We start from the raw sequence: 25,669 nt of genomic DNA, 5'->3' as shown, positions 1-25,669 counted from the left end.
ACCAAGAGACAAATTCCAAACATGTTAGATTATTTTGAATTGGCTATTAGAATTGGCTTGGTTATTGGTTATTGTATCTTGTGTCTTGGTCATAGTTAAACTCGAAAGTTTAACTCCGCACCGCAATACTTACACTTGCCTACATCGAGTCCGGTGACTCTGGCACTGAAACCAGATCGCTCCACCGCCGTTTTACCGCACTGATAGCAGACAGTGTTCGAGCGCCCGTCGCCCGGCACGTTGCCCAGGTAGACGAACTTCAAACCCGCCGCTTTGCCGTGTTCCCAGGCGTGTTCCAGCGTTTCCATCGAGGTGGCCGGATAGTCCCGCATCTGCCGGTGAGGGTGGAAACGGGTGATGTGCCAGGGGGTGTCTTTTCCCAGCTTCCGGGCTATCCAGTCGGCGATGCCGGAAATCTGGGCATCGTCATCGTTGACGCCGGGGATGACGTTGGTCACCACCTCCACGTGCATGCCCCATTTGTCCTTAGCCCGTTCGGCCATGCTGAGGATGCCTTCGAAGTGCGGAATGCGCCCGATCTTCTTATAAGTATCGTCGCGGAAACCCTTGACGTCCACCCGCCAGGCGTCGAGGTACGGCCCGATGGCATCGAGGTGTTCATGGGACGCGTATCCGTTGGTGACATAGACGGTATAAAGCCCCTTCTCTTTGGCCAGTTTCGCCGATTCCAGGGTGTATTCCAGCCAGATCGAAGGCTCGTTATAGGTCCAGGCAATGCCGGCGCAGCCTGAATTCTCAGCCGTGCCCACTGCCTGGGCGGGCATTATCTCGCGGGATTGCTGCAATCCCTCATCCGTTTCCGGGCAGGCGATCTCCCAGTTCTGGCAGCCTTTGCAGTGGAAGTTGCAGCCCCAACTGCCGAGGGAGAAGACCGTGGTGCCGGGATGGAAGTGGTACAAAGGTTTCTTTTCGATCGGATCGACGGCTATCGAGGAAATCCTGGCATAATTGAGGTTAAAAAGCTCCCCGCCTTCATTCTTATACATGCGGCAGACGCCCGACTTGCCGTCGTTGATCTCACAATACCACTGGCAGGTGTGGCACTTAACCCGATTTTCCGGCAACTTTTCCCAAAGAAGAGCTGGATGCATGGCTGGTTCCTTTCGATTTCGATTATATCACTTCAAGCGTCATTCCTATTACGCTTTATCGCGAAAATCGAGCGCTACTAGATCCCATATCGGCATTATCGTCCCTACCCCCTATCCCATCCATCTTTTTCGCGCTATACTTAAATCGATTCTGCTTTAGGAGGACAGCGATGATACTTATCACTGGTGCCAGCGGCTTTGTAGCCAGCCATCTGATTCCCCGGTTGCAGAAGGATGGCCACAAGCTGCGTTGCCTGATCACTAACGAGGCGGAGGGCGCCCGTATCAAAGCCCCCGGCTGTGAGCTTGCCGTCGGCAACGTCGCCGACCCGGACAGCCTGCGCGCCGCCATGGACGGCGTCGATACCGTCGTCCACCTGGTGGCCGTCATCCGGGAGTCCGGGCGAAACACGTTCCACAAGGTGAACGTGGAAGGCACACAGAACGTGCTCAACGCCGCCAAAAGCGCCGGGGTGAAGCGCTTTATCCACATGGGTGCTTTGGGCGCCACCCCCGACCCCGCATACAAATATCTCCACTCGAAATGGCTGGGCATGGAGGCGGTCAGGAACAGCGGATTGGATTTCTCAATGCTCCAGCCCTCGGTCATGTTCGGCCAGGGCGCCGGCTTCATCGTCTCCCTGCTCCGCTCCATCCGCATGGTGCCGTTCATCGTACCCATCGCCGGCGACGGCAAAACCAGGCTGCAACCGATATGGGTAGGCGACGTGGTGACCTGCGTCATGAAGCTGGTGGCCGGAGAAAAACGTGGCGAGACCTGCCAGATCGGCGGGCCGGAGATCGTGACTTACGATGCGCTGATCGATGAGATATTACGGGCGATGGGTGTAAAGAAGAGCAAAATCCACGTACCAAAGTGGCTGATGCGGCCAGGTGTAGCCGTCATGGATGCCATCCTCCGCAACCCGCCGGTAACTATGGTGGAGTTCAAGTCCATGGAAATCCCGAATGTGACCGATCCTGACGCGGTGGAGAAAGACTTCGGTTTCAAACCGCTGCACCTGCGGGACGGCCTTGGCTACCTTGCCGTTAACCGTCGGAAATCCTAAGCACTGCTGTCCTATATTAAAATAATCCAATACCGCTGTCACATCATCGCGAGGAGTGAAGTGACAAAGCACTCTTGGTATCTCGTTTTGGTTATTTTATATTGGGTTTAAATATTGTTTGGGATTTGGTATTTAAGATTTGAAATTTCCCCCGCTGGCTACGACTAACTACTATCTGACTTCCGGAGTATAATATCATTGGTGGGAGGTTCTGTTATGTTAAAACGAATCAGTTATCTTCTGTTGGTTATCGCGTTAATTTCTATGTTGGTATTGTCAGCGTGTTCCCAGGCAACAAACAATGGCAACGTTTCTCCAACCACAACCCCAACATTAACGGACGCTGATAAAGAAGGAATTCTTTATATCTATGAGTTGGAAAAATTAGCCAGAGACGTCTACCAAAACTTCTACGACAAATGGGGTTCTTCTGTCCTGAATGTCATCAGTGGCAGTGAACAGTCCCATATGGACATCATGAAGGAACTCACTGATAAATATAACCTGGCTAACCCGGCAGCCAGTAAAGGCAGGGGTGAATTCACTACCAATGCCCTGCAGCAAATGTACAATGACCTAATCGAACGTGGTTCATCCTCAGAGATCACTGCGCTGTCTACTGCGGCAGAGATTGAGGAATTGGATATCATAGATATTGCGGAAATCACCGCAAAAACGGATAAATATGATATCGGGTCAGCTCTTAATAAATTAACGGAAGGTTCCGAAAATCATTTGGGCATATTTACCGCTAAATTAAAAGAGCAAGGTGTAATATACCAGCCACAGCATCTTTCTCAACAGGACTTTAACCAGATTATTGCTATGGTGACCACACCTGGTACCACAAGTACACCTATAGTGGCTACCTTCAGTGAGTTGGCACTAAAAGGGAAATTGTCTTATAACAACAATTGCTTCAATTGCCACGGTAATTCTTTATCTACCGGACCTACCAGTTCGGCAACCTTATCTTCATACCAAAACGCGCAACAGCTACTCTTAAAAATCTCCACCATGCCTACCAGCGGTCAACAGTACCAGTGGGAAGTATTATCATATCTGCTGCTGGAACATAAATGGGTTTCCGGGGATGAGATATTTAATAGAGACAATCTGTCTCAGATATTATTGTCGCCGTGATCAAAGAGTACGGCTGGCTACTGAATACTGCCTATTTACTGACAACCGAATAGTTCACCAATCCCGTAGGGGGGAGGCACACCTCGCTCGCCCGCTATCCCCGTTCCTATCATTATGGTATTTGGGATTTAGAATTTTTTAGTACTTAGAAATTAGGATTTAGTCCTTTGCTCAGTCCCCGCCACAACTCCCCCACCCGTGCCCGCAGTTCGTCGAAGGGAACGTCGGTGTCGATGACCACCGAGGCATACTGACGTCGTTCCTCGTTTGAGATCTGGGAAGCGATGCGTGCCTGGGCTTCGACTTCGGTGTATCCCATTTTCTCGATCAGCCGCTTCAACACAACCGCCGCCGGAGCCACCGTCAGCCAGATGACATCTGTCTGTTTGGTCCAGCCGGCTTCCACCAACAGAGGCGCTTCGATCACCACTACCCCGTACCCCTGGGCTCTGAGCGCCGCTACTTCTTCTCCCACCGCGCAGCTGATGGCCGGGTGCATTATGGAATTCAGCTTAGCCAGCGCCGCCGGATCTTTGAAAACAACCGCGGCCAGATGTCGGCGGTCGATATCCTGCTCCGGAGTAAGGATCCGGTCGCCGAAGGATTCGACGATAGATCGCTTTAATGACGAATCTTCCCGGAACAACCTGTGGCCGACCTTATCGGCGTCGATAAACGCCGCGCCAAGGTCTTTAAGCATCGCGCCGACGGTACTCTTGCCGCTGCCGATACCGCCGGTAATGCCGATAGTTATCATAATAAGTCAAGAGTCTAGCACCTCATCCGGTGCGTTTCAAACCTTCGGGGTCCGATCACGTCCCATTACCGATATTGACAGCGGCGGCACCAAAAGATATTCTGTCACTATCCTTGGCGTTAGGAGATAATCGAGATGTTCAATAAGATTCTGCTGCCTCTTGACGGCTCGGACATGGCGGAATCCGTCATCCCCTACGGTGAAGCCCTGGCCCGGCGGCTGGGTTCTGAACTCGTCCTCATACATGCCTGTGATGAGAGCCACAACCTGAACCATACCATGCACCGGCTTTACCTGGAAAAACGGGCTGAGTTGGTTGCGGAAGGTTTCCTTTCCAGTGCCGGTGAGGGGCAATCACCCTGCGTAACCGCCGTGACCCAATTTGGTGAACTGGCTCCGGTAATTCACGATTATGTGGAGCAGAACGGCATAGATCTGGTCATCATGGTCAGCGGCGGGCTCAATGCATCGGCTGCGCGGCCCAACTCCGTCGCCGATGATGTTTTCCGGGTCATCGGCTGTCCCTCGATGCTGGTACCGCCGCGGGCTGTCGCCCCGGGTAAACCCCTGTTTTCCCAGATACTTGTCCCGCTTGACGGCACGCCGGGTTCCGAACAGGCCTTAGCCCCCGCAGCCGCCCTGGCCGCCGCCAGTGACGCCGTGATCACCCTCTTCAGCATGGTAAAAGAATTGGTGCATTCGGAACCGGAGTCCGACCTGGTCGGTGATCGCGGTCTTTACGATATCAAAGGTTCGCTCGCCGCTCAGGAAAAGACCGGTGAATACCTGGAGACACTGGCCTGGAAAATGAGGGATCAGGGACTGGACGTCGATACCCGTGTCGATGTCGGCAGCGACGGCGCCAAACTTATCAGCGCCGCCGCCCGCGTCCTGGCGGCGGACATGGTGGTCATGGCCACCACCTCACGCGTGTCTACCTGGGGCGTGAAGTCCGTCACCCATAAACTGCTGCTGGCGGGCGACCTGCCTCTCCTTATCGTACGGCAGGAATAGTTCGGGAAACCGCGTCGAATTCAGGCACCCTGAATCACCCGCCGGAAGTCCCCGCAACACCGTTGCCCGCCCTTTAGCGTTGTGATATACTGCTGTGTTATACTTATTGGCTGAATACGCGTGCTTTAACTTAGGAGGAAAACCACTTGCCGATCACAACCACCAATATCAAAGAGCTGCTGGAATCCGGGGCCCATTTCGGCCATCAGACCAGCCGCTGGCACCCCAAGATGAAGAAATACATCTTCACCAAGCGCAACGACATCCATATCATCGATCTCGACAAGACTGTCGTGATGCTGGACAAAGCGCTTGATTTTATCGAGAACATCGCATCCGAGGGCGGCAAGATATTGGTCGTCGGCACCAAGAAACAGGCACAGGAGATCGTCGCCGAGGAATCCAAACGCGGCGGCATGTATTACATCAACCAGCGCTGGATCGGCGGTATCCTGACCAACTTCGCCGCGATCCAGAACCGCATCGATTATCTGGTCCGCCTGGAAGACCAGCACGCTCGCGGCGAACTGGCCCGCCTGCCCAAGAAAGAGCAGCTCAAACTGGCCGATGAAATGGCCCGCCTCAACAAGATGATGGGTGGCTTCAAGGAAATGACCTCGTTGCCGGACGTTATCTTTATCGTCGATCCCACCAAAGAGAAGATCGCCCTGGCCGAAGCCCAGCGCATGGGTATCCCCGTGGTGGCTATGGTCGACACCAACTGCAGCCCGGTAGGCATCGACTATCCGATCCCCGCCAACGATGACGCCATGCGCGCTATCAAGCTCGTTATCGGCAAAGTAGCCGACACCATGCTCGCCGTCCGGGCCGGACTTTCCAAGATCGAAGTGGAGCAGGTGGATACCACCGCCGCCAATAAGGAACTGGACGAAAAACGCGCCGCCGACATCGAGTTCGCGGCCTAGCTTATTTTCTAATATCGACATCGAGGTTTAATACATTGCAAGTATCTGCTGAAACCATTAAAGAACTGCGGGAAAAATGCGGCGCCGGCGTCATGGACTGCCGCAACGCCCTTATCGAGTCCGAAGGCAACATCGACAAGGCTTTCGAGGCCCTCCAAGCCAAGGGCTTTCTCAAGGCGGCTAAGAAAGCTGATCGCGTTACCGGTCAGGGTCTGGTGGAGTCCTACATTCACACCGGCGGCCGGGTCGGCGCCCTGATCGAGCTAAATTGCGAGACCGATTTCGTCGCCCGCACCGATGAGTTTAAACGTCTGGCGCATGACGTGGCCATGCAGGTCGCGGCCATGTGTCCCATATACCTGTCCGAAGCCGATCGCCCGGCGGATTGTGAAGTAGAAGCCAACAGCGCCTGCCTGCTGCTACAGCCCTTCATCAAGGAACCGTCCAAGTCGATCAACGACCTCATCACCGAGGTTATAGCCCGGACCGGTGAGAACATCCGCTTGAAGCGGTTTGTCCGCTTCGAACTGGGCGGCTAACGCCACGTCACGAGTCTCGGGTCGTGGTTAGGGCGGGGGACTCAAGACTCGCGACTCATGACTCGATACTGATGCGGGGGTAGCCGAATTGACCGAATTAAAATACTCCCGGGTGCTCCTGAAGCTATCCGGTGAAGCCTTCGCCGGTGACGGCAGCGGCATCATCGACATCCCCACCGTTCGTGCCATCGTCCGGCAGATCAAAGCCCTGACCCAGTTGGGCGTCCAGGTGTCCATCGTCGTCGGCGCCGGCAACATCTGGCGCGGCGCCACCGTGGCCAGGGAAGGTGTCGACCGCGTCACCGCCGATTACGCCGGCATGTTGGCCACCGTCATCAATGCCCTGGCCCTCCAGGACATGCTGGAAAAGGAAGGCGTCCATACCCGCACCCAGTCGGCCATTACCGTGCAGCAGGTAGCCGAGCCGTTCATCCGCCGCCGTGCCATCCGCCACCTGGAAAAAGGCCGCGTCGTCATCTTCGCCGGCGGTACAGGCAACCCCTATATGACCACCGACACCGCCGCCGCCCTGCGCGCCATCGAGATCGAGGCCCAGGTGCTCCTCATGGCCAAGAACCGGGTGGACGGCGTATATTCCGCCGACCCTTTGAAGCACAAGGACGCCGTCAGGTTCGATCGGCTGACCCACCTTGAGGCCCTCAACAAGCGTCTCAAGGTGATGGACGCCACCGCGTTGTCGCTGTGCCTGGAAAACAAATTGCCGATCATCGTCTTCGACATGACCGCCCCCGGCAATCTGGAACGCGCCGTCGCCGGCGAGGCGGTCGGTACATTAATTTCAAGTGAGAACATATCATGACAACCGTCAACGAAATCATGCAGCAAACCGAAAAAAAGATGAACGTCTCCATCGACGTATTGCACCGGGAACTGGGCGCCATCCGCACCGGCCGCGCCTCCGCCGCCCTCATCGAGCATGTGCGGGTAGACTACGCCGGTACGCCGACGCCAGTCCATCACCTGGCCAACATCGGTGTGCCGGAAGCCCGGCTGCTGACCATCCAGCCCTGGGACCGGTCGATGATGGGCCCGATCGAGAAGGCCATCATGAAGTCGGACCTCGGTCTGACCCCGTCCAACGACGGCCAGGTCATCCGCCTGTCCATCCCCCCCCTCTCCCAGGAACGTCGCGTTGACCTCACCAAAATGGTACACAAGCGCGTGGAAGAGGACAAGATCGCCATCCGCAACCTGCGGCGCGACGCCCAGGAGCAGATCAAGAAGCTGGAAAAAGACAAGGAACTCTCCCAGGACGAGAGCAAACGCGCCCAGGACCAGTTGCAAAAACTCACCGACGCCTACACCGCCAAAGCCGACGCGCTGGGCAAGGAAAAGGAACAGGAACTCCTCAACGGCTAAGCATCACCCCAATCGTCCTCTGTAAGGGCCGACCTGAAGTCGGCCCGCCCCGTCGCCCATGTTGTGGCCCTCGAAATCCAGCGGTCTCCCTCCATAATTCCTTCACATTTTTCTGCCATAATAAATGATGGACATCATAGTCGCGGTGTGCCCTCTTTGACGTGCACGCGCCGCTACGGTAATATCGAAGGACCGACCAAACATTTGAAACAGAGGAGACCGACATGAAACGCTGGTTGATGACGATCCTTATCGTCCTTTTAAGTGCAGGCACCATTGCCAACGGCGCCCTGCTCCTGGATTCCAACTCCGGTTCTCAGGACACCGCGGCCGAGTTATCGGCGCTCCAAACCCGGAACACTTCTTTGGAAGCATCCCTCGCCGAGCAGCAATCGGACGCCGCTGCGCTGCTGGTGGAGATAACCGCGCTGCAACAGCAGGTTTCCCAGATCGCCGCCGTCCCTGTCGTATCGGGAACCGATTTCACCAAGCTGGCCGCCCAGATCGAACCATCGACGGTTTACGTCGAGGTCTTCAGCCGTTTCGGCGGCGGCACAGGTTCCGGCACCATAATCCGCGCTGACGGCTATGTCCTGACCAATCAGCACGTCGTGGACGGAGCCACCTCAATCAATGTCACCCTGATGACCGGCGAACGCTTCTCGGCCACCCTGCTGACCAGTAGCGCCGATATGGATGCCGCCGTCCTCAAGATAACCACTACCCGGACGGACCTGCCGGCAGCTAAAATGGGCTCGTCCGCGGCGGTCATCCTCGGTGAGGAGATCATCACCTGCGGCTACCCGCTGGGTGACGAACTGCCCGGTCCAGCCACGTTCAACACTGGCATCGTTTCAGCCATTCGCAACATGATCTCCTCCAATACTGAAAATCCCAATTTCAGGATGGACTATATCCAGTTCGACGCCGACATCAATCCCGGCAACAGCGGCGGTGGCCTATTCAACATGAACGGTGAACTGATCGGCATACCGTCCTACGGTTTCGCCACCGGCATCAACACCGCCGTGCCCATCGACGCCGTTCAGTCCCTCATCCAGGGCGCCCTGTCCCAATAACATCGGGAACCTGAAAGCCGGAGAAATCGATGATGAATAATTCGTTAACTATAATACTGGTAGCCGTTCTGCTCCTGGGCAACGGCGCCATCGCCGCCCTGCGTCTGAACGCCGAAGATCAAACAGAGCTAGACCTGGCGGCTATCGCCGCCCTCGAATCTTCCAATACCGCTCTCGATAATGGCATCGGTGCATTGGCAGCGGAACAGGCCCAGGCCGCCGCTGCCCTGGCCGCGTTGCAAGTCACCGCTTCACAGCTTGGAAACGGCGGTTCATCCGCCATTACCGCCAAGTATGGCCCGCTCATCGCCGCCGCAGACCCGGTCGTCGTCCGGCTCACCGCTCCTGGCCCCGGTCTCCGGGGTTACAACTCCGGCGTTATCATCAGTTCGAGCGGCTACGTGCTGACCGTCCTCCATGCGGTAAACGGGGCTAATTCCATTACCGTTACCTTGAATACCGGCGAGGAGTTTGCCGCTACCATGGTTGCCTCGGATACCACCGCCAACCTGGCGCTGCTCAAAATGACCACCACCCGTACCAATTTTCCCGCCGCCGACCTGGGCTCCATGAACACCCTGCTGGCCGGTCAGGCGGTTGTGGCCGCCGCTTACCCTCTGACGCCTGAGATCCCCGGCCCAGCCACCTTCACAGCCGGCATCGTCTCTTCACTGCGCACCGCCGCGGATTTCCACTTCATCCAGACCGACGCATCCATCGCCGGCGGCAGCGGCGGCGGCGGTCTGTTCACCATGGACGGTGACCTGGTCGGCCTCGCCTCGCTGGCGGAAGCGGACGGCATCTATCTCTTCGTCCCGATCGACGAGGCAGCTTCTCTTCTCACCAACATCCCATAGTCATAACCGCGCTTAAACACCGAAGGACCGCCTGAAAAGCGGTCCTTCTTGTTGTTTGGAAGGTAGGGGCGGGTCTCAGACCCGCCCGCCACGATCATCGCCGAGTCGTACAGCTATGAAATACCCAACATTTTCATCGTGGCGTCCCTGTAAATTAGCTTATCTCAGCCAGCGTAACCCCGGGGTTCTCCCGTTGGCAGTAATCCAGTTCCCACTGGGTGGAGAACAGCACCACCGGGTTGCCGTGACGGTCCCGGCACCGGCGCATATTGCGGGATAGAGATAGTTTCTCCGCCGCCGCGCCGGCGGCCTTGACCCACCTGGCGCCGGTAAAACCCAGCCGGGAGATCTGCGCAGTAACCCCGTATTCGTCCTGCAGCCGGGCCAATACCACGTCGAACTGGAGTTCACCCACCGCCGCCACTATCGGCTCCCGGCGCATGGCGTCATCGGCGTAGAACACCTGAATCGCACCTTCCTCCTCCAGTTGCTCCAGACCCTTGTTGAACTGCTTGTAGCGGCTGACGTCGGGGTTGTACATCGTCCCGAAATGTTCCGGCGGGAAGATCGGCACCCTGGCGAACTCGATCGGCTTGCCGTTGGTGACCGTATCCCCAATAGTCAGCAGCCCGGGGCTGATGATGCCGATGACGTCGCCGGGAAAGGCCTCTTCGACCGGTTCCCGCTCCCGGCCGAACAGCCGGAACGCCCGCGACAGCCTGATGGTCTGTTTCAGCCGGGGATTCAGGACCTGCATGTCCTTCTCAAAACGGCCGGAGCAGACCCGCATAAACGCCATCCGGTCGCGGTGGCGCGGGTCGATGTTGGCTTGTAGTTTGAAGATAAAACCCCGGAATACGTCGCTTTTTGGATCGATGACGCCCTGCTCGGTTTCCCTCACCGACGGCGGCGGCGCCAGTTCCAGCACGGCGTCCAGGAAGGCCGCCACGCCGAAGTTGTTGAGCGCGCTGCCGAAGAACACCGGAGTCATCGTGCCGGATAAAAAGCGCTCTCGGTCGAACTCGCAAACCGCCCCGGCCAGCAGATCCGTATCTTCCACCAGTTTCCGGTGCGCCGGTATGCCCAGCAGTTCCGGCAGCGCGGGATCATCGATGCCGGACACCTGCACCGGAGCGCGGAACTTGTTATGCTCCGTCCGTTGGAAACGCAGCATCTGATTGCCGCGCAGGTCATACACCCCCTGGAAAGAGGGCGCCTCGCCCACCGGCCAGTTCATCGGCACCGCCGTTATCCCCAGCATCCGCTCTATCTCGTCGAGCAGCTCCAGCGGGTCGCGCCCGGGATGATCCATCTTATTGATGAAAGTCAGTATCGGTATGCCCCGCAACCGGCAGACCTTGAACAGTTTCTCCGTTTGTGGCTCTATGCCCTTGCCGCTGTCCAGCACCATGACCGCGCTGTCCACGGCCATCAGCGTGCGGTAAGTATCCTCGCTGAAGTCCTGGTGGCCCGGCGTATCCAGCAGGTTGATGTGGTACCCCTGGTACTCCATCTCCAGCGCCGTCGCGGAAATGGATATGCCGCGTTGTTTCTCCATGCTCATCCAGTCGGAAGCCGTATGCTGTTGGTTGGCCCGCGCCCGCACCGACCCCGCCAGCTCCACCGCCCCGGCGTAAAGCAGGAATTTTTCAGTCAACGTGGTCTTGCCGGCGTCGGGATGGGAGATGATAGCAAAGGTACGCCTCCGCGCCACCTCTTTAAGAAATGCTTCGGGATTGACCTGTAAATTATCTTGAACTATGGAACTCATCGTTAGACCTCATGTCTGAATATTTCTATGAATAAATGACCGTGCCGGAGCAGGATAAATGAGTGAATGCAGAGGTTGGGTCCGAATCAATGAGTCATAAAGTCTAATTATACCACGCCCTCGGGAGGGCGGTCACTTTCCCATACTAAAACCCGTCATCCTCAGCCGGAGCGCCCCAATCGGACGCTTTCACCTGCCATGATTATCATGATTATCCCGATATAGTTTGTTATTTCTGGAACAACCTCCGTCAGGCACGAGGGTTTTTTATTGGCTTTCCGTTCGTTGCCGGTTATGTGATTCCGGTTTCTTTATCTGCCCGCAACGGAAAAGTTGTCGCCCATATCGTTAAGCAATGCAACCGTTTTGTAGCTTTAAGGTCACTTGACCCCGGTGCGGAACGGGTGTAGTTTAAAAAGGACTAATACTTGTGTCCTAGTACTAGTCCTTTCCAGTCAATAGCGCTTATGAAGCGCCTCATCAAAAACCCGTCAAAATAAGCTCAGATCCGGTAGGAGGAAGCGATGACAGAAAACGGGGAACAGGGAACAACCTTCAGTGAAGCAAACCCAAAACGTCGTGAATTCTTAAAACTTGCCGGAGCTGCCTTGGCTTTGGCCGCCGTCGCGGAAGTCAGTGATCGGACACAAAGAATCACGGCTGCGGTCGGTCCACCGGCCGAGATCAAACAATTCCCCATCGACACGATATTTTCTGGTTCCCAACAACAGGATGTTCTCATTCGAATGCAGAATGAAGTCCGCCGCGCCATGACCAGGCCGATGGAAGAGCGGCACTGGAGCATGGTCATCAACCTCAGGAAATGTATAGGTTGCCACGCATGTACCGAAGCATGCATCTCCGAAAACAAGTTGCCTTCCGGTGTTGTCTATCGTTTCGTCATGGACGAGGAGACCGGCAGTTACCCCAATCTCTCCCGTCGCTTTACCCCCCGGCCCTGCATGCACTGCGACAATCCGCCCTGCACCAAGGTCTGCCCGGTAGGAGCCACTTACAAACAAGCCGACGGAATAGTGGTCATCGACTACGACCGCTGTATCGGCTGCCGTTTTTGTATCGTGTCCTGTCCCTACACCGCCAGGGTCATGGATTATGGAGACGATTACCTGCGTGGCACGCCCGATGTTCCAGGCTTGATCGTAGGAAAGGAGCAGGCGGCAGTTTGGGAGCAGGCTGCCAATTTCGAGTATGCCACCAAACGCGAGCGCAGTGAAAAGAGGGATTCTCCCATTGGCAACGCCCGGAAATGCCACTTCTGCCTGCATCGTCTGGAAAACGGCATGCTTCCGGCCTGCGTCACCACCTGCATCGGCCGGGTGAACACTTTCGGCGATAGCAACGACCCGGACGGCCTGGTCTCGGAGCTTTTAGCTGACCCGGGAATCATCCAGTTGAAGCCCGAACTGGGGACTAAGCCCTCGGTTCATTACTTATTCTAGAAAGGAGGCATAAGGACCCATGTTATTCAAGAAAGTAGCGCTGGCAATCCTCATCCTTTCCCTGGCTGTGGGCGCCTGGGGCTTTTATATCTTTCTGACCCAAGGTCAGCAGGCTCTCGGTCTGGGCAGCTTCGTTGTCTGGGGCCTGTGGATGGCACTCTACGTCTTCTTCGCCAGCACCGCGGCTGGCATGTTCTTCATGGCGTCCCTCGACCTGCTTTTCAAGGTCAAGGCTTTCGCCGGCACCGGCAAGATCTTCATGCTGGCCTCGTTTGCCTCCCTGGCGGCCGGCTTGACCCATATCCTGGCCAACGAAGGCCGTCCGGAACGGGTGCTGAACGTATTCCTTTATCCCAATTTTCAATCCGTCCTGGCCTGGTCGGTGTGGATCTATACCGCTATCGCCCTGGCTACCGTCGGCATACTTATCGCCCTTTTCGCCCCTCAAAAATGGCTGCCGGTGCGCCGGGAGCCACTGGTGAAGACGCTGATGGTCCTGGGGTTTCCGGTGGCCGTGGTGGCCAGCGGCGCGGTAGGCTTTACCCTCAGCACACAATCGTCCCATTCGTTCTGGAACGTAAGCCTGTTCCCGGTACTGTTCCCCATCTTTGGTATGTCAGCCGGATTGGCCTTGTCCCGGGTCATCGTTGCCCTGTTCGGCAACAAGAAAAGCCTGGGATACCCCCGCGCGGCCAGAACGATGGCCATACTGACCATCTCCCTCTTACTGGCCATTATCTATATCATCGGCTCAGTGCTGTTCGTCGGCGCCTATGATACATCTCCGGCCAATGTGGCGGCCGCCGAGTACATCATGTTCGGCCAATACTGGTACGGTTTCTGGATATTTCAGATCGGTTTGGGGGTTGTTGTACCAATCGGCATCCTGTCCATGGTGCTCCTCCGGCCAGGCCTGGCCAAAAAGCCGGTGTGGGGGGTCACCGCTGGCGGTTTGGTGCTCCTGGGCACGGCTATCGCCCGCTTGAACTTCATCATTCCGGCTCAGGCTGTAGCCGGCAACGAATTCCTGACCAGCGGCATCGTCGACTCCAGGCATGTCGCCAGCTATGTGCCCACCTTGCCCGAATGGGCCCTGTCGGCGGGCATCGCCGCCCTGGCAGTCCTGGCCTTCTACATCGCCGCCAGCAAATTGCGCTTGATCCCGATCACCATAGGAAACGAGGAAAACTCATGATGAATTCCAATATATCACATGTCACCGGGAAAGAAGGTATCACACGTGGGGATTTCATCAAGATCTCCGCACTGCTCGGGGGTACCGCGGTACTGGCCGGTTGCGGCGTAGGGCCCAACACCAGGCGGTCCGGCGGTGATGACGCCTACGAACTGGCGCAACCTGAAAACATCATTTACAGCACCTGCCAGCAATGCGCCACTCAATGCGGTATCAAGGTCAAGCTGATCGACGGGGTTATTGCCAAGATCGACGGCAACCCCTACAGCCCGTGGAATATGATGCCCCATCTGGACTATCAGACACCGGTAACGACTACCGCTTCAATCGATGCCAGCATCTGTCCTAAAGGGCATTCTGGCGCCCAAACGACTTACGACCCGTACCGCCTGGTCAAGGTGGTCAAGCGCGACGGCCCCAGAGGATCTAACAAGTGGAAGACCATTCCTTTCGATCAAGCCATTGCGGAGATCGCCGATGGCGGCAGGCTTTTCAGTCATGTGCCCGGTGAAGAGAACCGGGTGGTCGAAGGACTCAAGGATATCTGTGCAATTCGGGACCCGGCACTGATGAAGGCAATGAAAAGCGATGTAGCAGCTATCTGGGGTGAGAAAGACGAAGCGAAAAAACGCGAACGGGTCAGCACCTTCAAAGAACAATACCGCGACCATCTCGACAAGATGATAGACCCTGACTACCCGGATCTTGGGCCGAAGAACAACCAGTTCACATTCATGTACGGGCGGGTCCAGGGCGGCCGGGCGGATTTCATCAAACGATTCACCCATGACGGTATGGGTTCCGAAAACGTTCACGGGCACACTACTGTCTGTCAGGGCAGCCTGTTCCAATCAACCAAGGCGATCAGCGAACAATTCGACCCGAAGACCGGGGGCTTCAGCGGCGGCCAGAAATTCTTCTGGATGGCTGATGTCGGCAAAAGCGAGTTCGTCATTTTCACCGGAGCTTCACCTTTCGAGGCCAACTTTGGACCGACCAGCCGCTCGATGCGCATTACCGATGGATTGGGCAGCGGCCGCCTCAAATACGCCGTAGTAGACCCTCGTTTTTCCAAGGCGGCCTCCAAGGCCTGGAAGTGGCTGCCGGCCATGCCTGGGACCGAGGCTGCGTTGGCTCTGAGCCTCATCCGCTGGATTATTGAAAACGGACGCCATGATAAAAAATATTTGACCAATGCCAATAAAGCCGCCGCCTCAGCCGATGGCGAACCCACCTGGAGCAATGCCGCCTGGCTGGTCAAGATCGATGACAACGGCCGGGCCGAGCGGCTGCTGAGAGCCTCCGACCTCGGTATCAGCCATGAGCCTTTCACCTTCGATCCGCCGCTGGTCATGCGCGACGGACGCCCATCTGCCTTCGACCCCAACTCCACCAGTGATCCCGCTGAAGGAGATCTCCTGGTGGATACGGTTGTCGAAGGCTACCATATCAAGACCAGCCTGCAGATCCTCTGGGAGGAAGCGTCGTCCCATACCAATGAGGAATGGGCAGATATCTGCGGCGTCAAGGCAACCGATCTGGAAGAACTGGCCCGGGAATTCACCAGCCATGGTAAGAAAGCTGCCGCCGACGTTCACCGCGGCGTCAGCCAGCACACCAACGGCTTCTACAATGCCGAGGCCTGGTGGAGCCTGAATATGCTCATCGGCAACTACGATTGGCAGGGCGGCATGACCAAGGCGGCCGTTTACGATATCTCCGGCGGTCAGGCCGGCGGTCCGTTCAAAATGGCCCAGATGAAGCCGGGGGCTCTCGTCCCCTTCGGCGTCAATCTGGTCCGTCACGGCCACAATTACGAGGACACGACCCTGTTCCAGAGAGATAATTATCCCGCCCGGCGCAATTGGTTCCCGCTTTCGGAGGATATTTACCAAGAGGTTTTCCCATCGGCGGCGGATGGCTATCCTTATCCTATCAAGGCGCTATTCTTGCAAATGGGGTCGCCGGTTTATGTCATGCCGGCCGGTCACACTATCATCGAAATTTTGTCGGATACATCTAAAATACCCTTGATGGTCACATCCGACATCGTTGTTGGCGAGACCTCGATGTATGCCGATTATATCTTCCCGGACGTTACCAACCTGGAACGATGGGAATTTGCCGGCAGCCACCCCACCATCGCCTTCAAGTCCCAGCCTTTGCGCCAGCCGACCATCGCACCTCTTGAGGACACGGTAACGGTCTATGGCCGCCAGATTCCGCTGTCTATGGAAGCATTACTTCTGGGTTTGGCGGAAAAGATCGGATTGCCCGCTTTCGGCCCGGATGGACTCGGGCAGGGTGTGCCGCTCACTCATCAAGATGACCTCTACATCAGAATGGTCGCTAATCTTGCTTTTGGTGAAAAAGCCGACGGCTCGGACTCGGTGCCGGATGCAGATGAGGAGGAGATAAATATCTTCCTTAAAGCCCGGCGCCATTTGCCCCCAAGCGTCTTCGATGCTGACCGCTGGCGCGGTCTGGTCGGTGAGGAACTATGGCCCAAGGTTGTCTACGTGCTCAACCGCGGGGGCCGATTCCAGGGGATGGCACAAGGCTACCTGGAAAACCAGACCGTCGGCAATAAATATGGCAAGTTGCTGAATATGTTCCAGGAGAAGACCGCTAAAGTTAAAAACTCCCAGACCGGGCAGCCTATCATCGGTCATGCTACCTATATCACATCGGGGCGTGACGTTTTCGGCCAACCGCTCGAAGACGAGAAACAGGGCTTCGACCTGCGGCTGATCACCTTCAGGGAAATCTCGCGGACTCCGCCGACGCCGGGAAACTATTATCTGAACCCGCTGCTCCCTGAAAACTCCATCCTGGTGAACATCACGGATGCCGAGCGGCTGGGACTCAAGGACGGCGACGTGGTCAGGGTGACCTCGGCCAGTAATCCGAAAGGTGTCTGGGATCTCAAAAATGGTGAAGAGTGGCCGATGAACGGCGGAGTGAAAGTGATCCAGGGCATAAGACCGGGCGTCATCGCCTTCTCACTGGGGCACGGTCATTTTGCCTACGGTGGCGTGGACATCACGATTGACGGGCAGGTGATCAAAGGCGAAAAACGGCGGTCCAGAGGTATCAACGCCAATGCGGCGATGAGGACTGATCCATATCTAAAAAATACTTGCTTGACCGATACCGTCGGCGGCAGCGCTGTCTTCTACGATACCCAGGTCAAACTGGAAAAGGTCGTCATCTAATACCGGAATAAAAGGGGGAAAGCCATGGATATTGCCTCAATCCGCGCAAGGTCCGGACTATCGCTGGTACTCGCCGTCATCGTATTCGGTTCGGTGTGGGGACTCATGGAGATGACCCTGGGCGGGTTCCTTCATACCATTCACTTTGCCCATAAGGGCGCTGTCATGGGCGGCATGGCTATTTCTTTGATGGCCGTTTTCCTGTCGGTCACCAGGAGACCGTTGCTGGTTCCGGCGCTGGGTCTTATCGCCGCTTCCTTCAAGCCGTTTTCCGCGTTCATTTTCGGCCAGCCCGTAACTTCGGCCTATGTGGTCAATCCGGCGACGGCCATCTTCCTTGAATCACTGGCTTTCGCCCTCGCAGCCGTCGTCCTCCACCGTGCCATGGAAACACGCGTTACGGCCAGGATCGGGGCTGGATTCCTGGCTGGAGCCCTGGGTATCGTTTTGTACGCTGCCGTCGCTTCCACCCTGGGCATGGGCAAATGGCCGGTCATGGATCTGGCGGTTAAGATCGGGACGATCGTCGACACGGGCGTGCCGGTAGCCTTAGCCGGCTCGGTAATGCTGGTATTGGGCAATGCCGCCGGAAAGTTCGGCCTTCCCAGGCTCTCCGGCATCAGCGCATTGTATCCCCGGTTCTATCACGCTTCCCTGATCGCCCTGGTCGTATTTTGCTGGGTTATCCCGCCGGTTTTCGGCCTGGGAGGCTAGGTGAACTGCCTTGTCACCGGGGATGTGGGCGCCGGAAAAACTTCATGGTGCCGTGACGAAGTATCCCGGCTTGCCCGGGCCGGTGTATCGGCCGGCGGCATCCTGTCGCTGGCGGTGTTTGAGGACGGGGTTAAAACCGGCTATGAAGTCCTCGATATCCGCACCGGCCGGACCGCCATGTTGGGCCGGGTTATCGACCGGGCCGGCTTTTCCGGCGAGCGGGTCGGGATGTACGTTCTGAGCGAATCAGGACTCGCCTTCGGCCGGCGGGCGATAGAGGAAGCGGTAGAAAACGGGTGTGAGGTGGTCTTTCTCGACGAGATGGGTCACCTCGAGCTAACCGGACGAGGTTTCGCCGAAAGCGCCTCATTGGCTTACCGCAACGCCACCCGAACTGTATCCGTTGTGCGCCGGTCTTTGCTTCCTGAGTATTTTCGGACCTTTTTTCCTTCCACGGTCCGGCCGGGAGACCCCCGGATATCGAATGTGCTGGCGGAATTGCGTTAGCTTAGCCCCTATCCATAAACCCCGGCCATAGCTTCCGCGGTGCTCTTTACACTCTCCCGCAGCCCCTCCGGCTCCAGCACCTCCACCCTGTCCCCCCACCCCAGCACCCAGGAAACAAACTCGTTGCTGACAACCACTTCAAAACCGGCGATGACAGCCCCGTCCTCCCTTGCCTCGTTCTCCTGCGACGAATGCCACATCGTCTCGGACAGCAGCCTGGCCGCCTCCTGGGTCCGGCTCTTGAGTCGCACCTTCATCACTTCGCCCCCCACGGTTACGCCAAACACGTCCGCCAGGTATCTGTTCGCGTCGAAATCCGCCGGCACTTCATACGTCTCATCCAGTTCGAAAATGTTTTCGATACGCTCCACCTTGAAGGTGCGCATCGCTTTCGCCTTCTGGCAATAGCCGATGACGTACGCCGAATGCCCCGGCGCCGCGGGCTGAATGAAGTAAGTTTCGATGACCCTTTCCCCGGCAGTCTCGGCCTCGATGGCACGGTAACTGATCCGTACCCGCTTCTGCCGCGCCCAGGCCCCCGCCAGGTGGGATAATGTGCTGGCCAGCCGCGGATTATCCGGCAGCGTCCTGATCCACTTGAGGGTACTCTGTATCTGCTCTTTGAACGGCGATGGCATGGCGCAATTGAGTTTGCTGAAAATACCCACCACGTCCGGGTCGTGCCGGTTAGCGTAACTGAGCATGAGGCGTGTAGCCAGGAAGAGGTTCAGCGCCTCCGGCAGGGTAAAGTGGATCGGCGGCAGGTACTTTCCCTTGACGATGCCGCATTGCGCGCCCTCCCGCCACATCGGAAACACCTGCTGTGCCTCGATGGCGTCCAGATCCCGGCGGACCGTCCGGCTGCTGACATCCAAATAGTCAGCCAGTTCATCCAGCCTCAACCCCTTTTCGCCGCTCTGGTAAAGGAGATGCTCGATAGCTGCCAGCCTCACAAGGCGATTGTCCTGCCTGTTGATTGATGTCATTTTTTCACCTCCCCGGTGATTAGCCTTGATATGTCACAAGCCGATGGTATTATAGCATGCGTTAGAATAGTGGAATGCCCGTCACTGGCTTACAATTAATGGCGATGTGCTTGCTATGTCAATTCAGGGGAGTATAATGCTAAAAAATCTCATCGACGGAGAAAGCGGTTCATTGATAAAACAGTCGTATTACGCTCGCATAGCTCATGAGGCCACGGGCGAACGAAAACAGGCTCTCGAAACACACCTGATAAACGCAGCAGGATTAGCGGCAGGTTTCGCAGCCGATTTTTCTTCCGCAGATTGGGGTTATCTCGCCGGACTATGGCACGACCTGGGGAAATACCAGCAAGATTTTCAACGACGACTGAATGGCGAAAAAATCAGTGTAGAACATTCGGGGCTTGGCGCTGTATGTGCGATGGAAAGGATGCCGCAAAGCGGGTTTCCGCTCGCGTTCGCCATTGCGGGTCATCATGGCGAATTAGCTGATCTGATCAAGGGCGGTACACACCAACCCAAACCACTGAAGTCGCGGCTAACGGAAAATACGCCAGTAATGAAAGCTATCAAGGAAGCAGGAATTATTCCTGAGGAAATCCTTGAACGCTCTACGCCAGAATTACCGGACTTTCTTACCAACTCCAGCAAAGTGAACTCCGCTGCCGTTCAAGCACATCTTAAACGTTCCGGAGAGATGTGGACTCGTTTTCTATTTTCCAGCTTAATAGACGCGGACCGGCTTGACTCCGAAAAATTCGGTGAACCTGAAAAGGCAAAACTCCGTGCGCAATTCAGCGCCATCTTGGAATTGAACCGGAAACTTGATGAACACCTGGAGAAAAAGGTAGTGGCTATCCCACTCCATCTTCAAGACAGTGAGGTCAACCGCGCCAGACGCGATGTACTGAATGCGTGCCGTTTGCGTGCGTTGGATTTGCCCGGCCTTTTCAGCCTTATTGTGCCGACAGGTGGTGGAAAAACGCTTTCGGCTATGAGCTTTGCACTCAGACATGCTGCCGCGCACGGTTTACACCGCGTTATTGTCGTCATACCTTACACAAGTATTATCGAACAAAACGCCAAAGAGTATCGACAGGCATTAGGTGACGAGAATATTATTGAACACCACTCCAGTTATGATCCCCAAAACCGGGAAAACGGGAATGAAACAGATATTGAAAAACGGGCAAATCTCGCCACCGAGAACTGGGAAGCCCCGTTGATCGTCACCACCAGCGTCCAGTTTCTGGAAACCTTGTTCAGTTCCAGCGCTTCTCGCTGCAGAAAGCTGCACAACATTGCCCGTAGTGTCATCATCCTGGACGAAGTCCAGACCTTGCCACCAGGCATGCTGGCGTCCATTCTTGATGCGTTACAGGAGTTGACGCAAAATTACGGTTGCAGCCTGGTGCTCTCCACCGCCACACCGCCTGCTCTGCTTGAACGGCCTAATCTGCCGCAAGGCCTCAAAAACGTGAGGCAGATTATCGCCGAACCTGAAGCGCTTGCCCAAAAACTAAAAAGGGTAAACTATCTATGGCCGGAATCAGACGAGGCTATTCGTTGGGAAACTTTAATAGACGAGGTTGCTCAATGCGAGCAGGTGCTGGTGGTGGTGCATCGTCGCCAGGATGCGCGCGACTTAGCTCAAGCCCTCGTTGCTTGCAGTCTGAAGCACACCGTCTTCCACCTCTCAGCCCTCATGTGCCCCGCGCATCGTTTAGAGGTTATCGCTCGTATCAAAGAAAGATTAAAATTGGGCATGCCGACGCGGGTCGTATCCACTCAACTCGTAGAAGCCGGCGTGGATTTCGATTTTCCCATCGTTTATCGGGCGCTGGGAGGGTTGGATAGCATCGTGCAAGCAGCCGGTCGCTGTAATCGGGAAGGCCGTTCCAAGAAAGGAAAGGTGGTAATATTCCGCGCACCGTCAAAACCGCCGCCGGGTACGCCCAGAAAAGCACTTGATGTCACCGAGACCATGCTACGAGCCAGGGGAGGTTTTGAGCCTGACAGCCCCGAAATAATCGAGGAATATTTTCGGCGGCTTTACTTGACGCATGAACTTGACTGTAAAAACATCCAGCGTGAACGCGAGGAGTTTAATTTCGCCACCGTAGGACGGGAATTCCGTTTAATCGAGGACGGTTTCACCGAGTCCATCGTAGTACCATACGAGGATGCACCCGCCAGGCTGAACACACTCAGGCAAAATGGCTCTGACCGAAAACTACTGCGCTCACTTCAACCTTTTGTTGTAAACGTATATCCGAAAGCTTTCAAGAACCTCTTGGATTCCGGTTATCTGTTGGAACTTGAAGCAGCCCCATCACTCTACACCCTTCGGGTTGGGGCAGAGAATCTTTATGATGATACATTCGGTTTAACCGCCGGCGATGAATCAACCTCGGCGCCGGCGCTGATTATATGAAAAATCGAAAGGAGGTCTTATGAACCAGAGCCCAGTACTAAGCTTACGGGCCAAAGGACCGTTGGCCTGTTTTACCCGGCCGGAGCTCAAAGTGGAAAGAGTGACTTATCCTGTGATTACCCCGTCTGCCGCTCGCGGCATCTTGCAATCCGTCTTGTGGAAACCAGCCATAGACTGGCATATCACGCGGATTTCTGTACTCTCAGAGATCAAATTCACTTCTTTCCGGCGGAATGAGGTCAATAGCAAGGCCAGCACGCCTTCAAGAAGTGTCATCGAAAACGGCGGAGAGATAAGGCCGTTCTTCATTGAAGATGATCGTTCCCAGCGTAACACTATAGCGCTCCAAAATGTGGACTACATCATCGAGGCTTTTTTCACCATGACCGAGCGTGCCGGTCAGTCTGATAACCTGAACAAGTTCATTGACATGTTTACGAGGCGGGTTGAGAAAGGCCAGTACCACCTTAAACCATACTTTGGCTGCCGCGAGTTTGCGGCGGATATTCTGCCCGCTGCTGATGCCCCACCCCCAATACCCGACAGCCGGGACCTGGGCATAATGCTGTGGGATATCGATTACCGGCCAGAATACAATCGTCCGATCTTTTTCCGGGCTAGACTGGAAGCCGGTGCCATGACGGTACCGGACCTGGCTGGATGCTTGGAGCAAGGAGGAGATAAATGATCTTGCAAGAGCTCTATATCCTTGCCGAACGTGAAGGGTTGATGGAAGACCCGGACTACGAATGGAGGCCGGTGACGTGGCTCGTTCGCATTTCCAGGGACGGCCGAATCATCACTCCTTTGGAAGACACAAGAAGCATCCCCGAAATAGCATCCCACGCCGGCAAAATATCCCGCCCACCCAAGCCTGTTGCCAAGAATTTCAGATTACCCAGAGAAAAATCCCGGCAGTCCGGTGACCGCGCTTTCTTTTTGTATGACAAAGCGGAGTACGTTTTTGGGGTTGATCCTGAAGGCACAAGAGAGACAGAAAAGCTAGAATCCCGTTTCAACCTATTTCGAGAACGCGTTGAGGAGTGTCTGAAAATCATCGAAGATGAAGGAGTGGCAAAACTCCTCATGGCACTTGATGCTTATTCGGCTGACCGGTCAAGCGTCGCCCTGCCCGATAAGATCGCTCCTAATGATCTGTTTGCTTTCATCTATGATCCAGATATCGATTCTCTGTTGACAGATCGTCCCGCAGTACGTAGTTATTGGGCAAGTCTAAGGCAAGTGGCCGGTGAAGTTGGAGAACAACAAGTCTGCCTGGTGTCCGGCGATCCTTTCAGTGGTAAAGTTGATAATTTTCCAGGAGTTAAACGAGTACCAGGGGGAACCACCAGTGGGGTCGCTCTGGTCTCCTACAATAAAAGCGCCTTTGAATCATACGGATGGAAGGGGAACGAGAATGCCTCAATTTCACGCCAATCTTCCGAGATGGCGGCGGAAGCGTTAAGACGACTGCTTGATCCGGCCTACCCGGATCCCGCTCAACCGGGTCAATCACTGTCAAAACGCAACATTCACTTGAGTGCAGATACAGCGGTCTGTTATTGGCCAGCAGCACCAAGTGGCGACGGTTTTTGCAATGCATTTTCCGGCATCCTGGATGCCAACCCGGAGGAAGTGGGCGAATTGTACCGTTCCGTATGGCGCGGCGTGCCCCCGCCAATTCTGTCTGACAGCGCGTTTTATGCCTTGGTCATATCGGGAGCACAAGGACGCGCAATCGTCCGGGATTGGATAGAATCCACCGTATCCAAAGCATCCAGCAATCTGGCTAAGCATTTCAGAGACCTGAGTGTGGTACGTAACACACCTCCGCCTAAAGAAAAAGGCCATTCACCGCAATTCGGTTTAAGATTGCTCCTTGAATCGCTCAGCCCGGAGGGAGACCGTGAGAAAATCCCCCCGCCGCTCGTTGGACAGATGGCGATGGCCGCTATCAATGGAACGCTTTATCCCACTTCTATGTTACAAAAAGCGCTGGAAAGAGAACGTGCCGAAGTTGGTAAACACGATTGGAAGGACGAAAACCGTCGCGATGCCCGCGCCGCAGTCATCAAAGCGGTTTTGAACCGCAAACAAAGATATTTTCAAGAGACAACAAAATACCAGGAGGTGAAAGAGTCTATGGATCCCGGAAATCAGAATCAAGGGTATCTACTGGGACAAATGATGGCAGTGCTGGAAAGGCTCCAGCAGACGGCTCAGGGTGACGTTGGGGCAACTGTAGTTGACCGTTATTTCAGTAGCGCGTCGGCGTCCCCACGCGCCGTTTTTCCGCGCTTGCTGAAAAATGCCCGTCACCACGTTAGTAAAGCCAAAGACGGTGCTAGCGCCGGCATGGCGTTCCGCCTTGACCGGTTGTTGGATGACCTGTCGTCCAAGGCGGGAGTCACAAAAACCATGGGCTACAATCTGGTGGAAAATGCTCAAAGTTTCCCGGCTTATCTTCCGCTCGAAGACCAGGGACTCTTCGTTTTGGGCTACCATCATATGCGTAAGTGGCTCTGGCTGTCGAAAGAGGAACGCTCTGCTTGGCACCAGGAAAACCAGGATATCCCGGCAGCTTACATCTGGTCGTAAGAATAATAACAGGAAAGAAAGGAATCAATAAAAATGATCGACTCCAAGAAACGGTATGACTTCGCCCTGCTCTTCGATGTCAAGGACGGTAATCCAAATGGTGACCCGGATGCCGGTAACTCTCCCCGCATCGATCCTGAAACCGGCCACGGCCTTGTTTCGGATGTTTCCCTCAAACGCAAGATCAGAAACTACGTTACTTTGGCTAAGCAAGATGCGGATGGCAACCCATTCCCCGGTTACGACATCTATGTCAAAGAAAAAGCGATCCTCAACAACCAGCATGGCCGCGCCTATACCGCTGAAGGCCTCAAACCAACTAAGACCCCGGATCAAGAGACACAGGATAAAGTGCAGCGGTGGATGTGCCAGAATTTCTTCGACATCCGCATGTTCGGTGCCGTCATGACCACCGAAGTCAATTGCGGCCAGGTTCGCGGCCCGGTGCAATACGTTTTCGGTCGCTCTGTTGATCCGATTGTATCCCTCGAACAAGCTCTGACTCGCATGGCCGTTACCACAGAGGCCGAATCCAAAAAACAGGAAGGTGGCAACCGCACAATGGGGCGAAAGGAAATCGTACCTTACGGACTCTACGTCAGTCACGGTTTCTATTCGCCGTTCCTGGCTGCCAAGACGGGTTTTTCAGACGATGACCTTAAACTTCTCTGGCAGTCAATGGGTATGATGTTTGATGTTGACCGCTCTGCTGCACGCGGCGAAATGGCCAAACGCAAACTGATTATTTTCGAGCATGATAGTCCGCTCGGGAGTGCCCCGGCGCATGAACTCTTTGAACGCATCAGTATCACTCGCAGGGACCAAGCCCGTCCCGCCAGGGCGTTTACCGACTACGTTGTGACGGTTAACCGTGACAACCTGCCCGCCGGGATTGCAATACACGAGGTGTAA

The 25,669-nt window shown here is 55.6% G+C and carries 22 protein-coding genes; 18 read left to right on the top strand and 4 right to left on the bottom strand.

Annotation, left to right across the window (positions count from 1 at the left end):
• Nucleotides 1-95: 95 nt before the first annotated feature.
• Nucleotides 96-1,112, bottom strand: coding sequence for an AmmeMemoRadiSam system radical SAM enzyme (gene amrS, locus ABFB09_RS00885; RefSeq protein ID WP_346999193.1), 1,017 nt, complete (start codon nucleotides 1,110-1,112; stop codon nucleotides 96-98).
• Between the two features lie 170 nt (nucleotides 1,113-1,282).
• Between amrS and ABFB09_RS00880 the strand changes: the two genes are divergently transcribed.
• The gene (locus tag ABFB09_RS00880; protein ID WP_346999192.1) at nucleotides 1,283-2,182 is read left to right on the top strand and encodes a complex I NDUFA9 subunit family protein; all 900 of its coding nucleotides are present in this window, start codon (nucleotides 1,283-1,285) and stop codon (nucleotides 2,180-2,182) included.
• Nucleotides 2,183-2,398: 216 nt separating this feature from the next.
• The gene (locus ABFB09_RS00875) at nucleotides 2,399-3,325 is read left to right on the top strand and encodes a DUF2202 domain-containing protein (protein WP_346999190.1); all 927 of its coding nucleotides are present in this window, start codon (nucleotides 2,399-2,401) and stop codon (nucleotides 3,323-3,325) included.
• Nucleotides 3,326-3,470: 145 nt separating this feature from the next.
• On the opposite strand, the gene coaE is transcribed toward ABFB09_RS00875, so the two are convergent.
• On the bottom strand, nucleotides 3,471-4,082 hold the full coding sequence (coaE, locus tag ABFB09_RS00870; protein ID WP_346999189.1) for a dephospho-CoA kinase: 612 nt from the start codon (nucleotides 4,080-4,082) through the stop codon (nucleotides 3,471-3,473).
• A gap of 135 nt (nucleotides 4,083-4,217) precedes the next feature.
• On the opposite strand from coaE, the gene ABFB09_RS00865 reads away from it, so the two are divergent.
• The 7 genes from ABFB09_RS00865 to ABFB09_RS00835 all read left to right on the top strand — a co-directional run bounded on the left by ABFB09_RS00865 (nucleotide 4,218) and on the right by ABFB09_RS00835 (nucleotide 9,877).
• Nucleotides 4,218-5,096: a universal stress protein gene (locus tag ABFB09_RS00865; protein ID WP_346999188.1), complete on the top strand. Its 879-nt coding sequence runs from the start codon at nucleotides 4,218-4,220 to the stop codon at nucleotides 5,094-5,096.
• Nucleotides 5,097-5,248: 152 nt separating this feature from the next.
• Entirely contained in the window at nucleotides 5,249-6,022 is a 774-nt protein-coding gene (gene rpsB / locus ABFB09_RS00860) for a 30S ribosomal protein S2 (protein ID WP_346999244.1), read from the top strand.
• A gap of 35 nt (nucleotides 6,023-6,057) precedes the next feature.
• Nucleotides 6,058-6,561, top strand: coding sequence for a translation elongation factor Ts (locus tag ABFB09_RS00855; RefSeq protein WP_346999187.1), 504 nt, complete (start codon nucleotides 6,058-6,060; stop codon nucleotides 6,559-6,561).
• Nucleotides 6,562-6,649: 88 nt separating this feature from the next.
• Nucleotides 6,650-7,381 carry a UMP kinase gene (gene pyrH / locus ABFB09_RS00850; RefSeq protein WP_346999185.1) on the top strand — a complete coding sequence of 244 codons (732 nt, stop codon included), beginning with the start codon at nucleotides 6,650-6,652 and terminating at the stop codon, nucleotides 7,379-7,381.
• Entirely contained in the window at nucleotides 7,378-7,941 is a 564-nt protein-coding gene (gene frr, locus ABFB09_RS00845) for a ribosome recycling factor (RefSeq protein WP_346999184.1), read from the top strand. The genes pyrH and frr overlap by 4 nt, the downstream gene beginning before the upstream one ends.
• Before the next feature lie 224 nt (nucleotides 7,942-8,165).
• Nucleotides 8,166-9,020 carry a trypsin-like peptidase domain-containing protein gene (locus tag ABFB09_RS00840; RefSeq protein ID WP_346999183.1) on the top strand — a complete coding sequence of 285 codons (855 nt, stop codon included), beginning with the start codon at nucleotides 8,166-8,168 and terminating at the stop codon, nucleotides 9,018-9,020.
• 29 nt (nucleotides 9,021-9,049) lie between these two features.
• Nucleotides 9,050-9,877: a trypsin-like peptidase domain-containing protein gene (locus ABFB09_RS00835; RefSeq protein WP_346999182.1), complete on the top strand. Its 828-nt coding sequence runs from the start codon at nucleotides 9,050-9,052 to the stop codon at nucleotides 9,875-9,877.
• A gap of 154 nt (nucleotides 9,878-10,031) precedes the next feature.
• Here the strand turns inward: ABFB09_RS00835 and ABFB09_RS00830 are convergent, their stop codons facing one another.
• Nucleotides 10,032-11,648, bottom strand: coding sequence for a peptide chain release factor 3 (locus ABFB09_RS00830; protein ID WP_346999181.1), 1,617 nt, complete (start codon nucleotides 11,646-11,648; stop codon nucleotides 10,032-10,034).
• Nucleotides 11,649-12,172: 524 nt separating this feature from the next.
• Here ABFB09_RS00830 and ABFB09_RS00825 point away from each other — a divergent pair.
• From ABFB09_RS00825 to ABFB09_RS00805, 5 genes are read left to right on the top strand one after another with little or no spacing between them, the layout of a single operon-like run.
• Nucleotides 12,173-13,108: a 4Fe-4S dicluster domain-containing protein gene (locus tag ABFB09_RS00825; protein WP_346999180.1), complete on the top strand. Its 936-nt coding sequence runs from the start codon at nucleotides 12,173-12,175 to the stop codon at nucleotides 13,106-13,108.
• A 19-nt stretch (nucleotides 13,109-13,127) separates the two neighbouring features.
• Nucleotides 13,128-14,303 carry an NrfD/PsrC family molybdoenzyme membrane anchor subunit gene (gene nrfD, locus ABFB09_RS00820; protein WP_346999179.1) on the top strand — a complete coding sequence of 392 codons (1,176 nt, stop codon included), beginning with the start codon at nucleotides 13,128-13,130 and terminating at the stop codon, nucleotides 14,301-14,303.
• Nucleotides 14,303-17,518 (top strand): molybdopterin-dependent oxidoreductase, encoded by a 3,216-nt coding sequence (locus tag ABFB09_RS00815; protein WP_346999242.1) that lies wholly within the window; start codon nucleotides 14,303-14,305, stop codon nucleotides 17,516-17,518. Before nrfD ends, ABFB09_RS00815 begins: the two co-directional genes overlap by 1 nt.
• 24 nt (nucleotides 17,519-17,542) lie before the next feature.
• Nucleotides 17,543-18,232: a hypothetical protein gene (locus tag ABFB09_RS00810; protein WP_346999178.1), complete on the top strand. Its 690-nt coding sequence runs from the start codon at nucleotides 17,543-17,545 to the stop codon at nucleotides 18,230-18,232.
• Nucleotides 18,233-18,739 carry a nucleoside-triphosphatase gene (locus ABFB09_RS00805; protein WP_346999177.1) on the top strand — a complete coding sequence of 169 codons (507 nt, stop codon included), beginning with the start codon at nucleotides 18,233-18,235 and terminating at the stop codon, nucleotides 18,737-18,739. It begins immediately after the preceding gene.
• A gap of 8 nt (nucleotides 18,740-18,747) precedes the next feature.
• On the opposite strand, the gene ABFB09_RS00800 is transcribed toward ABFB09_RS00805, so the two are convergent.
• Nucleotides 18,748-19,725 (bottom strand): WYL domain-containing transcriptional regulator, encoded by a 978-nt coding sequence (locus ABFB09_RS00800; protein ID WP_346999176.1) that lies wholly within the window; start codon nucleotides 19,723-19,725, stop codon nucleotides 18,748-18,750.
• Between the two features lie 136 nt (nucleotides 19,726-19,861).
• Here ABFB09_RS00800 and cas3 point away from each other — a divergent pair, with 136 nt between their 5' ends.
• Genes cas3 through cas7c form a run of 4 tightly spaced genes read left to right on the top strand, consistent with a single transcriptional unit; the run spans nucleotide 19,862 to nucleotide 25,669 of the window.
• On the top strand, nucleotides 19,862-22,159 hold the full coding sequence (gene cas3 / locus ABFB09_RS00795; RefSeq protein ID WP_346999175.1) for a CRISPR-associated helicase Cas3': 2,298 nt from the start codon (nucleotides 19,862-19,864) through the stop codon (nucleotides 22,157-22,159).
• Nucleotides 22,160-22,178: 19 nt separating this feature from the next.
• Nucleotides 22,179-22,847 (top strand): type I-C CRISPR-associated protein Cas5c, encoded by a 669-nt coding sequence (cas5c, locus tag ABFB09_RS00790; protein ID WP_346999174.1) that lies wholly within the window; start codon nucleotides 22,179-22,181, stop codon nucleotides 22,845-22,847.
• A complete protein-coding gene (cas8c, locus tag ABFB09_RS00785) occupies nucleotides 22,844-24,757 on the top strand; it encodes a type I-C CRISPR-associated protein Cas8c/Csd1 (protein WP_346999173.1) in 1,914 nt (637 codons plus the stop codon). Before cas5c ends, cas8c begins: the two co-directional genes overlap by 4 nt.
• Nucleotides 24,758-24,790: 33 nt before the next feature.
• The gene (gene cas7c, locus ABFB09_RS00780) at nucleotides 24,791-25,669 is read left to right on the top strand and encodes a type I-C CRISPR-associated protein Cas7/Csd2 (protein ID WP_346999172.1); all 879 of its coding nucleotides are present in this window, start codon (nucleotides 24,791-24,793) and stop codon (nucleotides 25,667-25,669) included.

The organism is Dehalogenimonas sp. THU2, from assembly GCF_039749495.1.
Classification (GTDB): Bacteria; Chloroflexota; Dehalococcoidia; order Dehalococcoidales; family Dehalococcoidaceae; genus Dehalogenimonas.
This window is presented reverse-complemented; position numbering and strand designations above follow the sequence as displayed.

Coding starts and splice junctions, on each gene's coding strand:
- ABFB09_RS00830 (WP_346999181.1), bottom strand. CDS start 11,648: ATGAGTTCCATAGTTCAAGATAATTTACAGGTCAATCCCGAAGCATTT.
- ABFB09_RS00875 (WP_346999190.1), top strand. CDS start 2,399: ATGTTAAAACGAATCAGTTATCTTCTGTTGGTTATCGCGTTAATTTCT.
- ABFB09_RS00835 (WP_346999182.1), top strand. CDS start 9,050: ATGATGAATAATTCGTTAACTATAATACTGGTAGCCGTTCTGCTCCTG.
- ABFB09_RS00865 (WP_346999188.1), top strand. CDS start 4,218: ATGTTCAATAAGATTCTGCTGCCTCTTGACGGCTCGGACATGGCGGAA.
- ABFB09_RS00815 (WP_346999242.1), top strand. CDS start 14,303: ATGAATTCCAATATATCACATGTCACCGGGAAAGAAGGTATCACACGT.
- amrS (WP_346999193.1), bottom strand. CDS start 1,112: ATGCATCCAGCTCTTCTTTGGGAAAAGTTGCCGGAAAATCGGGTTAAG.
- cas8c (WP_346999173.1), top strand. CDS start 22,844: ATGATCTTGCAAGAGCTCTATATCCTTGCCGAACGTGAAGGGTTGATG.
- nrfD (WP_346999179.1), top strand. CDS start 13,128: ATGTTATTCAAGAAAGTAGCGCTGGCAATCCTCATCCTTTCCCTGGCT.
- coaE (WP_346999189.1), bottom strand. CDS start 4,082: ATGATAACTATCGGCATTACCGGCGGTATCGGCAGCGGCAAGAGTACC.
- ABFB09_RS00880 (WP_346999192.1), top strand. CDS start 1,283: ATGATACTTATCACTGGTGCCAGCGGCTTTGTAGCCAGCCATCTGATT.
- ABFB09_RS00825 (WP_346999180.1), top strand. CDS start 12,173: ATGACAGAAAACGGGGAACAGGGAACAACCTTCAGTGAAGCAAACCCA.
- ABFB09_RS00840 (WP_346999183.1), top strand. CDS start 8,166: ATGAAACGCTGGTTGATGACGATCCTTATCGTCCTTTTAAGTGCAGGC.
- frr (WP_346999184.1), top strand. CDS start 7,378: ATGACAACCGTCAACGAAATCATGCAGCAAACCGAAAAAAAGATGAAC.
- ABFB09_RS00800 (WP_346999176.1), bottom strand. CDS start 19,725: ATGACATCAATCAACAGGCAGGACAATCGCCTTGTGAGGCTGGCAGCT.
- cas7c (WP_346999172.1), top strand. CDS start 24,791: ATGATCGACTCCAAGAAACGGTATGACTTCGCCCTGCTCTTCGATGTC.
- cas5c (WP_346999174.1), top strand. CDS start 22,179: ATGAACCAGAGCCCAGTACTAAGCTTACGGGCCAAAGGACCGTTGGCC.
- ABFB09_RS00810 (WP_346999178.1), top strand. CDS start 17,543: ATGGATATTGCCTCAATCCGCGCAAGGTCCGGACTATCGCTGGTACTC.
- cas3 (WP_346999175.1), top strand. CDS start 19,862: ATGCTAAAAAATCTCATCGACGGAGAAAGCGGTTCATTGATAAAACAG.